The organism is Paenibacillus sp. S28 (genome assembly GCF_016624415.1).
Classification (GTDB): Bacteria; Bacillota; Bacilli; order Paenibacillales; family Paenibacillaceae; genus Paenibacillus_AQ; species Paenibacillus_AQ favisporus.
Genome location: NZ_JACVTM010000008.1, coordinates 191,259 through 203,642, shown reverse-complemented (window position 1 = coordinate 203,642; position 12,384 = coordinate 191,259). Strand labels below are relative to the sequence as shown.

Below are 12,384 nucleotides of genomic sequence, written 5' to 3'. Positions count from 1 at the left end.
AATTTCCTACAGTCTGTTCTTTAAACGAGGAATTAGACTCAACTGCAAACCCCTTTGCAAGTTTGAGATACTCATTTTGGGATATATCACCGAACTCATGTCCGTGCTTTTTCCAATGGGGCTTTAATTTCCCACGACTAAGATTAGAATATTATCCTTTTGAGGCAAAAGTGGGATAAGCACGTTCTAAAACTGCATGTGAGTAAAAAGAAAATGTCTTGAAGAGTTGCGCCCCTCAAGACATTAGATAATTCATTCTGAAAATCCTACATCAAAAAACTTTCCATCGATCTCCACAACCGAAGCTTCAATTATCATTTCTCTTCCCCAAATTTCCAAGCTAAAGTTTGTTTTAGTTGATAGATGGGAATACTCGCTTGAACCACAACTCACCTTTATTTGTTTTGTTTTTTCTTTTAGGAAAGTTATGGCTGTAAGCTCTAAATAGTCATCGTCTTCCGGCTCAAACGGAGGTTGGTCATTCAAATAATAGAACGCCTTAACATTATTAAACCTCAATTGGTGATAAACTTCCTCCTCGTTACTAATTACCTTAATATCAAATTTAATTGAGTGGTTAAATATATCAAAAGCATGATTTTCTATAATACCGGTCCATAGACTGTTTAAGTAATTCTGAATATTCTCCATATTCCCTTTCACCTACTTTCCACCTGTTTTCACATAATTATCAATCATTTTTTGAATTTGGTTAACATAGTTATCAGATAAATCTATATGCGTTTTAGCCATATCGTTGGATAGTTTACCATCTAAAGTAAGTGCACCTTTATTTCCAACTGAAACTCTAAAATATGCCTTATCTCTTCCTCCTGAACCTGCATTCATAACTCTCACCATTATTGGCTGATTCTTAGAGATAGGATTAGCAATGTTGGTTATTTTCCAACCACTTCCACTTGCTTCTACTACATTACCACCCAATTTACCCGATAATGAATTTGCTACTACTTTCGTGTCAAAACAATTCGTATTATGCACCCAAATCCCAAGACCACTTACAAAGTAAGTATGGAACTCATCAACGGTCATATTGTAGACCGTAACGTGCTTATTTTCCAGTTCAATGCTGTCTATCTTGAGTGTATTTCCACCACTCTGAACAAGCAAGTCTCCAACCTTTAGGTCTTTAACATATGTCCATTCCTTGCCATCTACCCAAAACGGATGATTATAGGTCGATTCAATGACTTGGTCACCCACGTGAACCTTGTAAATCTCATCCGTTTCATGATTAAATGTAGCCGTAACCTCTTTATAAGCTACTTCCCCAGTCTCTTCATTCTTGGAAAGAACCTTATCTCCGACTTCAATGTCTTCGATATTTTTCTCCCCTTCGTCTGTCTGTACCTTGGTTCCAGCAACAAAACAGTTACACCCGGTTCCGACACGCCCGTTGTTTTTAGCGTTTCCAATTCCAAAAGCCATAGAGGAACCCGCTACTTCCAACAGATATTGGTAATACCATTTGTCATAGGCATCGAGGAGTTGTTCTTTAGCCCAGCTAGCTGATCCTGCACTGTTCTTATATGGACTTGTCTGCGTGAGAAGACCAAACAAGTACCTGAACCGATTATTATTAGCTTCATTAAAGACAGGATCAAATTTGGTTTCCAAATAGGACCTGAATCCCCAATACTCCTCGGACTTAGTGGAACGGACTTTCATTGCTTCGTTAATAACATGTTCTAGCTCTGCTAGAGAATTGGATTGGTAACGATGTCCACTCGGATCCACATATTTCAATGGATTATTTGCCACGTAAGTATATAAATTCATACTTAATGGGTCTGAAATATTTCCTTGGTACGAGTCCTCTCCCATAAATCTCGCTGTGCCTGGGTCATACCATCTGGCTCGTAAATACTGCAATCCTGTGGTACTATCCCAGTATTCGCCCGAATATCGCAGTACATTCGGCACGGTTTCTTCTTCTGTAAGCGGCCCGCCCCAAATATCATAAGTGTAACTGTTCAGGCTTTTTCCGTCCGCGTCCGTCAGCCCGATGACATCTCCATGACCGTTCAATTGATAATATTGAAGCTTCCCGCTCGCGTTATCCAACCGAGACTGTAATTGTCCATTCAGATCATAGACATATACATAAGTCATCTTAGGATCGCCGGACGACGAAACATCTGCTTCTGCGATCAGCTTCGCCTCATCGTCATAATAATAGCGAGTTTTCGTATTTTCCTCGGTACGCTCATACAGCAATCCGTCACCGTTATAGCTGTAGGATACCTCTTTCCCTTCTCCCTTGACTTGAGTCAACCGGTTTTGGCTGTCATAGGAATACTCTGCATTTTTCAGTCCATAAATTTTTTGGCTGCCGTTGTCCTGGCGGTTGCCATTTGCGTTATAATTGTAGGTTTCTTCCTGACTGCCGGATTCACTCTTAATCCGGTTCAATGGATCATAAGTATACTGATCCACAGCACCGTTTTGGGTTCGGGAAATAATGTTCTTATTATTATCATACGAATATCCAAAGTCGTGCTGGGTCGTTCCGCCTTGCTGGATAGTCATCCCAGAGAGATCATAACTGTTGTATTCATATCCGGTTTGCAGTCCATTGCTGAATGCCTGGCTTTTCAGGAAACCATTTGCGGTGTAATCAAATGTCATGTGATCCAGAGGCGAAGCCGCAGACGCCGCTCTTAATGCATTTCCACCCGTACCCACGGTAATGTCCATGGCTATAACCCTATTCATTTCGTCCAGTTCGCCATGTACTTTAAGTGATGATCCTTTTGTATCCGTTAGCGTATAACCAATCCGCTGCTGCGTATTGTTTTCATAATCAATACGGACCCCATCCGGGTAACTCATGTTAAGCAGAGCTCCGTCCGTGTCGGAATAATTGTAGGATGTGGTGCCGTGATCGTCCGTCATAGACTTTCTTCGGCCGATATCATCATACGTATAAGTCACGGAAGTATCGGGTCCTTTAATTCCGGTTAACATGTCTTCATCTGAGTAGGTATATTCCGTAGTTCTGCCCTGCCGGTCGATCTGTTTGACCAAATTGCTGCGCTGATCATAAAAATAAGTCGTGGCTTGTCTTTTAGGATCCGTTTCCTTGATCAAGCGGCCCAGTTTGTCGTATTGTTTTGAGATCACCTGGGTATTGGGGTACATTACGCTTAGCAAGTTTCCGGTCTTGCTATACTGGTACCTGGTGATCTGCTGGTCCGGAGTCGTTACGGTTGAGATTTGACCAACTGCATCATACGTGTATTGGGTCCGCTGATCCTTTCCATCTATGACTGCGGTAACATTTCCATCCAAGTCATATTCCCTTTTTTTTCCAGAGGAACAAATGCCCCGTCTTTAAACTCCTCCGTCGCGATGGAACGGCCCAGCAAGTCCGTTTTTCCTCTTGTCTTGTTTCCTGCTGCATCCGTATACGTGATGGTATTGGCTGCTGCATTATAATCCGTGGTATCGGTAGTTCCGTCTGGATACAGCGTCTGTACAGGTCGTCCAAAAGCATCTGCCGTATATTTTACGGTGTTACCCTCGGCATCCGTTGCGACAGCGATATTCCCCTCACTGTCGTAAGTAAACTTATAAACGGCTTCGCCTGTTTGTTCTTCCAACAGCAAACCAAGAGGATTATATTGTTCCTTTGTGACGATACCGTCCGCCGCTGTTCGAGTGATCCGGCTGTTAAAATCATCGTAAACATTCGTAGACGTCGTTCCATCCCGGTAAACAGTCTTTGTCAGCCTTCCACCTGCATCATACTCATAAGATAGTTCTTGTCCTGAACCATCCGTTTGCGTCTTGATTTGCGCGGCAGGAGTATAACTAAACTTCTCGGTAATGACTTCGGGTTTGGAATTGGCATCATGAACGGTAACGGATCGTGAAGTGATCAAGTGACTGCCATAGGGCGAATCATATGCATAGGTGCTAACGATATCGTTCGTATAATCCTTTGTGGTACTTGTTTTAGCTCTCCCTTTATCGTCAATTGTAAATTCGGATTGGGCAAGCACCAACCCACCGGAGCCATTATAAACCGTGTATTTCGTTTCAGTGCCTTGAAGGTTATACCCTTCTTCCACGACTCGCTTTAAGGTGTCGTTAACTTTAACCTCAGTGCGGGAGGGAAGTTTCCAATGGTATGGCGCCGAGGAGCTTTGATACTTATAGGTGGTCTCCTGGCCTGTACTTAATTTTCCGGTTGTCATCATACCGTTATCATCATACGTATAAGATGAAATCAGTTTCTCTGATGCCGTACCCTCTTGTTCTGCCCATTCGGTCACCTGGGTTGGCGTATTCCGTTTTACACTTTTGTCGTAAGCATAATCCGTTTTAAACGTTGTGTTGTCGCCCGCTTCAGCATGTTGTTCTAACCAGATAAAATCCGGTTGAGCATCTTCACTGAAGGTTTTTTCAAGTGTGAACACTTCCTGTGACTTTTCTTTTTTTACTGTCGTCGTCCATTCGGTTGATTTACCGTAAGAATCCAAATCTTGTCCGGTATAATCGAAACTAACGCTACCTAATTTCTCTTCACCGGAGGTCGTACTATACTGGTTTTCGCGGCTGCGCACTTTAAAGACGTACTGCGTGGCTGATGTGCCGATTTTTTTCAATGAAGCTTCATAGTTTATATCCGTCACAGCCGACGTCGGATGAATCATTTGCATGAGTAACGCTGTATGGGTTATTCCATGTTCCTCCGGATTGCCAACCAGACCCGGCAAAAAATTAAAGCGTGAGTCTTGTATCGAATAAATAAATTTAGTTGTGCGGTTTAATGAATCGGTAACCTTACTAAGAACAGGAAAACCGTCGACTACGGTTTTTTGATAAATCACCTTACGATCTGTCCCGGTTTGCTGAACGGTAATCTGAGGCCCGTCATACGTAAAGCTAAAGGAGTTCCCATCGTTATTTTGAATCTGTTCCAGTAACCGTGCTCCATCTATTGTTGTATATTTGAAATCAATGGTGTTGCCATAAGCGTCCTTAATTTGGAGCAGGTCCCCTTCTCCACTGAGAAAATAATCGTATCCGTTCAAAATGGAGATCCGATAAGCGCTCACGACCCCATGAACAGTCACGGAGGAATCGGATTGAATCGAGATATCGTTCCATTCATAACCATCAAGCTGTAAGGAATCCGTCAAGTTAAATGTACCTACTGAAGGAATATATACCCGACGCATACCTGAGTCCGTGGTGGTAATGAACGGAAGTTCCCAACGCCAGCCCCTTCCCAATGCCGATGTAGTTTCCTCTTTTCGGATAGAAGCGGCGTTTCGGTAGGTCCCTTCTTCTTCAAGAACTCCTATTTGTTCGTTTGCCCGTGAACTGTCATAAGTCCGCACAAGGTCGAATGGAATCAATCCCGGCAAACTGAGGTCGATACTGCTCATGCGAAGATCTCCTGTTGCCGATGAGATGGAATCTTCTCCATAGGAATTCATATAAAGGGTAGCATCATCCTGTAAACCAGTATGTTTGATGGCACTTTCGTCAACCGTCGTATCGGCAGCAGCAAAAGCCTTTGTTTCTGCCAAAGCGGCAGCCCCAGCAATTGTTTCTCCTTTGCTTCCAATATCTTGGTATACAGCACCTTGGACAGTAGTTGTAACCCCAGTATCACCGATCACAGGCTGCTCATGATCTAGTTTGCTGAGCCAAGACTCGGCGTTTCCACCACTCTTCTCTGCTTCTAATGCTCTATATATTTGATATAACGAATAACCTGAAGCAAGCTGCTGGTCCAGCCATGACTCGTTTTTACCATAATGATCAATTAGGTCCCTTAACGTGATCACCCTGGAAGAAGCTTTCGCTTCCCCATGGGATTGGGCATGGACTTGTCCACGATCGGCAAAAAAGGTAAAGGGTTCAATAAGTATGGTTAAACAGAGAAGTAAAGGTAGCCATTTTTTCAAAATCATCACTCCTGGAAGTTTCACTTAAAATAAGGAAATATATTTTTTGTTCTTTTCGTCAAATTACCATTCTTATCGTATTCAAAAATAATCTGATCGCCTGTAAACAAGGTGATCTTCATCAGCTGGTCGGCAGCTCCATATTCATACTCACTTTTTGGCTTTTTGTTCATCTTCGCTGCCTTAATAGCCCCAATCAGAGCTTTGCCATCTTTCTCGTCAAGCTTTAAATAGTAATAACGGCTTGCTTCCAGATCCCATTCAAGTGTTGTGTACTCTTTCCCGTAAACCTGCTCAATTTCCGTCGAAGACTTGAGCTTGTCTTGTAGTTCTTTGTCATTGAACAAAGCCAGTTGTGGTGTTGTATCCTCTGTTCCCGTTTCCTTAACGGCAAATCGATATGTTCCGGAAAATGCAGGTCTGAAACGGTAATAAATCGCCTTCTCTTTTGAAACAGGAATGGTTTGTTCGGCCGAATCGATCAGATCGATGAATTCGATGCCAATTTCCTCGATCGAAAAACTTCTAAACGGTCCGGCAAATGTAATGGCGCCTTCGGAAGTATTATAAAGGCGAATATCAGCCGTAGCAGGAACCGTTTGGCCGCCAACCGCGTGCTCACCTTGCTTCAACACATTGTGGTTTACATCCAGAACCTTATAGTCGTAAAAGGTACTATCACTTAGCGCAGCATTACTCATGACTTCCCCTGGATAATAACTTTTGTTATGAAAGGAGACATTTCCCCCCTTCTCTAACGTTTTCTTAGCCAATGCCGTTTCCGTGCTCGCTTGAGCTTCGATCGGCTTTGAAAACTTGAAGGTAACGGATTCTGGCGATGTCACAGTAACAACAGCCGTTCCGGTCGGTGGTATTTGAATGGATGCTGTTTCCGAATCCATCTCAGCGAGCACAGGCTGGTTAGCACCTCCATAGACGGCTACATCAAATGTTGTAGGTTTTTCTAACGAAGCATCACTTTCTACGGCAGCCTCAATCGTTCCGGTATTCTTAAACAGATAGCTTTGCCCTTGGCTTAACGTAATCTCTGAACCGTTAGGGGTTTCTGCAGGTGAGGCCTCAAAAAGCCGGTACACAGCCCCAAAAGTTACAGGGATAGTAGAAGCCGTTGTGACCACTACGGTATCCTTAGCTATTACAGTCGGCTCAACATCGGTTGAGGCAACCCGGCTTCTTTCTGTACCATCCGGCTTGTACATTACATAATCAAATAATCGATTATCGGAAGCCGATGCATCACTTTCAATAGCCTTACTTTGGCCGCTGATATTTTTAAATTGATAACTCATCCCTTTATTGAGCGTTATCCGATGGAAGGCAGGCTCCGCGGACAATTCGGCACGAAGCACTTCTGAATGTTCGAGGATAATACTTTTGTTCGATACATTAGTCAAAATCGCCGTGCTACCGGATGAGATACGAGGAACTGATAATGACCCGAAACCATCGGACGACAAGCTTCCGCCCTTGGAATAAACTGCATAATCGATCATATTATTGCTTCCGTCGATCTTATCAAGGTTCAATATGTTCGAGCTCGAATTAATGAACGCATAAGATTCGCCGGGTTTAAGCGTGGTACGGATGGTATGCTCACCGGAATCATCTTGGCCACGGAACGAACGATAAATTGCACCAAACGTAACAGGATTATCGGTTGCTGTAGTCACAACGACTTTTTCACCGGGATACACAAGTGGATCATTTGCTGTTGATTCGTATCTAACCTTCTCGCTACCATCCTTTTTGAATATAACTACGTTAAATAAACGCACTTGAGAAGTGGAAGCATTACTTCTAACTCGTTCTGCCTTACTGCTAATATTGGTAAATTCGTAGCTCTCACCACGGTTAAGGGTGACCCGTAAATAGACGGGTTCGGAGCTATTTTGCACCGTAAATTCGTCTGTATAGTCAAAAATGATCGGTTGATCACCAACTACAGTTACGACAGCTTCCCCTCCTTTAGGGACATTGGGGCCGCTGCTGCTTTGATTGAAACTGTCAGAATAAACCGTTCCATCAGCATAATACATGACGTAATCGTATAGACCGCCAACACTTCTGGCATTATTACTAATCGGGTTGTATAGAGAGCCGCCATTGTGAAAGATTACGGATTGTCCTGGCGAAACCGTGATCTGGCTAATGGCTTCGTTTGGACGGTCTTCCACCGTAAATACTGTGTAGATGGCCCCTATGGTAACGGGAGTATAAGACGCGCCGGTAACCACTACTTTATTACCAGAATCAACAATAGGCTCGACGGTTGTTCCCTTGCCCCGGCTCTTCTCGGTTCCGTCCGGATAATATACAACATAATCAAACAGTCGTTGATATGTAGTCGATGCATCGCTATCCAGGTATTCCTTTTTCTCACTTACATTGTAAAAAGTAACGCTTTCACCCTTCTTTAAGGTAACTCGGTGGAATGCTGGGTCTGATGTATACTCCACCGAAAAATCATCCGTATAGTCAAAGACGACTGGAACCGTTCCTGCAACAGTAAACACACCATAGCCCATAGACGAAATCGTCGGATCGGATTTTGAGTTAAATCCGTTAGAATATAATGATCCATCCGCCCTATACATGGCATAGTCAAATACTCCGCCGCCAGTAGAAGCATTGGCATCGTTTTTAATGGGATTACTCAGAGAACCGTTATTATGAAAAAGAACGGATTCTCCCGGATAAACTGTAATTCTACTAATCGCCACTCCACCAGCGCGCTCAACATCAAAGGTTCGATAGGGAACTCCAAAAGTAACTGGTGTAGCTGTTACTAGGGTAACAACAGCATATCTTCCAGATGCAACCGTTGGTTCCGTCGATGTATTCGTCCCACGTGAACTCTCCGTACCATCCGGTAAATAGATGACATAATCAAACTTATCCTGAGTGGTTCCATCACTTTCAATGGTATCCGATTTACTGCTAATGTTCGTGAATTGATAACTGTCTCCTTGATTTAAAGTTACTCTGGTGTAGGCCGGTTCGGCACTCACCTCTGTTATAAATGTTCTGTAGGGAACTCCTACGGTGACTGTATTACTTCCTACCGCTGTAAGAACCAGTTCTCCGCCAGGGGGAACATTGGGTTTTCCTACAGATTTAAAATCGGAAGTATACAACTCACCGGTTTCCTTATAGTTAGCGTAATCATAATACCTGTCTTCCGAACTTGATGAATCGCTGATGATATTGACATATCCGCTGCTCTTATTAACAAGGCGGTAGCTATCTCCATGAGACATGGTTACCTTATTCAAGGCGGGTTCAGACGAAACCGAATATGAAAATTCCGGCTTAAGTGTAACGGTCATTGGATTTACACCGGTAGCCGTCAGAACTGCTGTAGCTCCTCCAAGAACGGCATAATTTCCGGTTTTATCCATGTATTCACTCGTAGAAGTCCCGTCTGACCTATAGCTCACACTGTCATAGGTGATACCTTTTGATAAGGAGGCATCAGTAGTAAGTGTGCGCGATGTCGAAGCACTATTAAAAAAAGAATAGGATTCACCAGGATATATCATTATTGTTTCATTGACATCAGCCAACGGTGAAATCGCCTGTTCTTCAGCCGGGGGTTCCTCACCAACAGGTAATTGCGAATTATCTTCCTCCTCACCTGCAGAAGGATCGGCTGGTTTCGGATCGGTAGAATCATCGGGCGAAGAGCCCTCATCTGGTTGTTGGTCAGGCTGCTCACCTGGTTGCTCTTCTGAATTCGATGGTGTTTCACTAGAGTGATCCTGATCTGTTGTTAGAGGAATATTAGGATCATTAAAGTACGATTTAGCAGGTGTTTGATTCATACTGTTTGATTGAGCAAAAGAGTAACCTTGTCCAGTACATACTGACAATATAAAAATCAGCATGACTAAAAATGCCTTTTTCCAATTCATTTGATGATAAATGCCTCCTTAAAAAGTTTTTAAATAAATATAATTCCTGTAAATCCCTCCTTTGTAAAAAAAAGATACTCATCTTTTATCAGGGAATTTCCAAAAAGATGTAATAGGGAAATGGTCCTCAAAACTTAGGACATTTTTCCTTTATAAAAAAACAAACCCACAAAGAAGCACCTTCTTCCAGGTACTCGTTTTGTGGGTACTAATTCACTTTTTATTTTTCTCTAAACAAACTATCAATCATTCGTAACCTCGCTCCCTCTCTTCATCCATTCCACCATCTCCAAATAATGCCGGTTATACATAATCCCCAGCACATTGCCAAAGGGGTCCGTCACCGAAGCCGTAACGAATCCCTCGCCACGCGGAGTAATTGGTTCGTATTTCTTTGCGCCCATATCCAGCAATTTCGTAAATGTGGCTTCCACATCATCAACATGCCAGTACATGATGGCACCGCCTGGACCCGGCACCGCTTGCGAAGGAGCATAGCGGCGGCTGATCAGACCCAGCTCATGCTGGTAGTCCCCAACCCGGAACTCGGCATAGGCAAGCTCGCCAGACGGTCCGGTGCGTTTGAAGTACGGGGAGATGCCGAGCACCTCCGAATACCACGACACCGCTGCCTCCATATCGTCTGCCCAATAATTAATCGTCGCCATGCCTCTTAACGTTTGTTTTACGCTCATGTTCATTTTCCTCCTTCGTTTGTTCCCTCATCTTCTAAGGCCATTATAAGAAGAAAAATCTGACAACTGTACGTCATGGTTTTAATAAAGCAAAAAACACCTCCAGGTGATGTCCATATCTCACGACATGGCTGTCATCATGTGAAGGTGTCACGTTGCACCTCGGGGATTCTCATAAAAACCCGGTCAGCTTTTCATAGATTTTCAGCAGCTGCTGCCTTTCTTCCTCGGTCAATTTTTCAAAAAGATTTCTGCGCAAAATTTGCCCGTCCTGATTCGCCTTTTGAACGATGTCGAGACCCTTGTCCGTAATCCCCAAATAGATGATACGGCGATCCTTCTCATCGACGATTCGAACGGCTAACTGCTTCTGCACGAGTTTTTCCGATAAATGGGTCAGCGTCGGCGGGGTCAGCCCCAGAGCCTTGGCGATATCCGATGGCCGGCTGTTCCCATGGTGCTGCAGGTGAGCCAGAACGAGAATATGGGAAATTCCAAGGTCCTCGTTGAACAATTTGCCCCACTGGATGATGAGGTTGTTCGTTACTTTATCCATATTGTGAATGATTTCAAAAATCGTTTGTTCTTCCATCAGGCAAATCCCCGCTTTCTGCAAGTCAAAGCCTCTAATCTGCATTAGAGGCCTTCATTATCATACATGCTTTTCAGCCGGGAATCCACCGTTCCTGGCCGCCCGTGAAGCCTGCGGCGCAGGACGATCCCGCTTTTAACGCAATTTAATGGAGCCCCCGTCCACCATAAAGGTTTGACCTGTGATATAGTCGGCGTCGCTGCTGGCAAGAAACACCGCAACACGGCCGATGTCCTGCTCGGGATCGCCGAGCCGGCGCAGAGGAATTTTATTCAGCATCGCCTCGTATAGCTCCGGAGCATTTTCGCGCCACTGTTCCACGCCCGGCGTCAGTGCGATCGGGGAAATCAGATTGACGTTAATTCCATCCGGACCCCATTCATTGGCCGCAACGCGCGACACGCCCCGGATCGCTTCTTTGGCGGCAGCATACGACGTCTGCGTGACCTGCCCGTCAATGCCCGCACCGGACGCAAAGTTGATGACCTTGCCTTTCGTTTTCTTCAGTTCCGGATACGCCGCCTGCATGAAATGAACAGTAGGATAAAAGCCTGTTTCGAAGGATAAATCAAAAAGCTCCTGCGTTGTTTCCATAAAAGGGGCCTGTCTCGATACATGCGCATTATTCACCAGAATATCCAGCTTGCCGAAGCGCTTGACCACGTCGGCCACGATTTCATGCGCGCTCTCCTGCTTGGAAATATCCTTGATGAACAGCATTCCCTCCGTATATTGGTTAATCTCGGCGAGCGTCTCCTTCCCTTTCGCCTCATTCACGTCGACGATCGCGATATGTGCGCCTTCCTTAGCCATAGCCAGCGCCATGCCTTTGCCGATGCCTGATGCACTGCCGGTAATGATACCGACTTTCCCTTGTAATTTCATGCTGCTTCCTCTTTTCGTTATATATTTAGCCATCTAATAATTTCATATCTAAATAATAACAAACCTCAGAGTGGCATGCAAGTTGGTAGAAACTGCATCCCTCATAAAAAAGTCTATCGACGTAATGTCATAGAAGGCTGACCGCCTTTTAGCAGGAGTTATTCGGGCGCGGTTATAGAATGTTTCCCTCTGCTGAAAATCTATTAATCTAGAGAACAAAGCAACCGCCCCCCCGTACATCGGGTTGCGGTTGCGTGATGGAACATCAGCTCAGCGTTGCCCCTATTTGCGCTGTCTGTTCTGCATGGGCAGTCGATAAGCCCATTTGCTGCTGCATT

General features: G+C 44.3%; 7 protein-coding genes. All 7 read right to left on the bottom strand.

Annotation, left to right across the window (positions count from 1 at the left end; translation table 11 throughout):
• Positions 1-252: 252 nt before the first annotated feature.
• Entirely contained in the window at positions 253-651 is a 399-nt protein-coding gene (locus tag IAE55_RS20205) for a YxiG family protein (protein WP_200633710.1), read from the bottom strand.
• 12 nt (positions 652-663) lie between these two features.
• Complete coding sequence (locus IAE55_RS20200; RefSeq protein ID WP_200633709.1) at positions 664-3,312, bottom strand: polymorphic toxin-type HINT domain-containing protein; 2,649 nt, start codon at positions 3,310-3,312, stop codon at positions 664-666.
• Complete coding sequence (locus tag IAE55_RS20195; RefSeq protein ID WP_200633708.1) at positions 3,285-5,942, bottom strand: RHS repeat domain-containing protein; 2,658 nt, start codon at positions 5,940-5,942, stop codon at positions 3,285-3,287. Before IAE55_RS20195 ends, IAE55_RS20200 begins: the two co-directional genes overlap by 28 nt.
• A gap of 20 nt (positions 5,943-5,962) precedes the next feature.
• Positions 5,963-9,874 (bottom strand): hypothetical protein, encoded by a 3,912-nt coding sequence (locus IAE55_RS20190; RefSeq protein ID WP_200633707.1) that lies wholly within the window; start codon positions 9,872-9,874, stop codon positions 5,963-5,965.
• A 242-nt stretch (positions 9,875-10,116) separates the two neighbouring features.
• A complete protein-coding gene (locus tag IAE55_RS20185; RefSeq protein WP_200633706.1) occupies positions 10,117-10,569 on the bottom strand; it encodes a VOC family protein in 453 nt (150 codons plus the stop codon).
• 172 nt (positions 10,570-10,741) lie between these two features.
• Positions 10,742-11,161: a MarR family winged helix-turn-helix transcriptional regulator gene (locus tag IAE55_RS20180; protein WP_076169578.1), complete on the bottom strand. Its 420-nt coding sequence runs from the start codon at positions 11,159-11,161 to the stop codon at positions 10,742-10,744.
• Positions 11,162-11,296: 135 nt separating this feature from the next.
• Positions 11,297-12,046 (bottom strand): SDR family NAD(P)-dependent oxidoreductase, encoded by a 750-nt coding sequence (locus IAE55_RS20175; protein ID WP_200633705.1) that lies wholly within the window; start codon positions 12,044-12,046, stop codon positions 11,297-11,299.
• Between the last annotated feature and the right edge of the window lie 338 nt (positions 12,047-12,384).

Bases quoted from the DNA above. Each gene is read 5' to 3' on its own strand.
- IAE55_RS20205 (WP_200633710.1), bottom strand. From the start codon at position 651: ATGGAGAATATTCAGAATTACTTAAACAGTCTATGGACCGGTATTATA.
- IAE55_RS20190 (WP_200633707.1), bottom strand. From the start codon at position 9,874: ATGAATTGGAAAAAGGCATTTTTAGTCATGCTGATTTTTATATTGTCA.
- IAE55_RS20185 (WP_200633706.1), bottom strand. From the start codon at position 10,569: ATGAGCGTAAAACAAACGTTAAGAGGCATGGCGACGATTAATTATTGG.
- IAE55_RS20180 (WP_076169578.1), bottom strand. From the start codon at position 11,161: ATGGAAGAACAAACGATTTTTGAAATCATTCACAATATGGATAAAGTA.
- IAE55_RS20175 (WP_200633705.1), bottom strand. From the start codon at position 12,046: ATGAAATTACAAGGGAAAGTCGGTATCATTACCGGCAGTGCATCAGGC.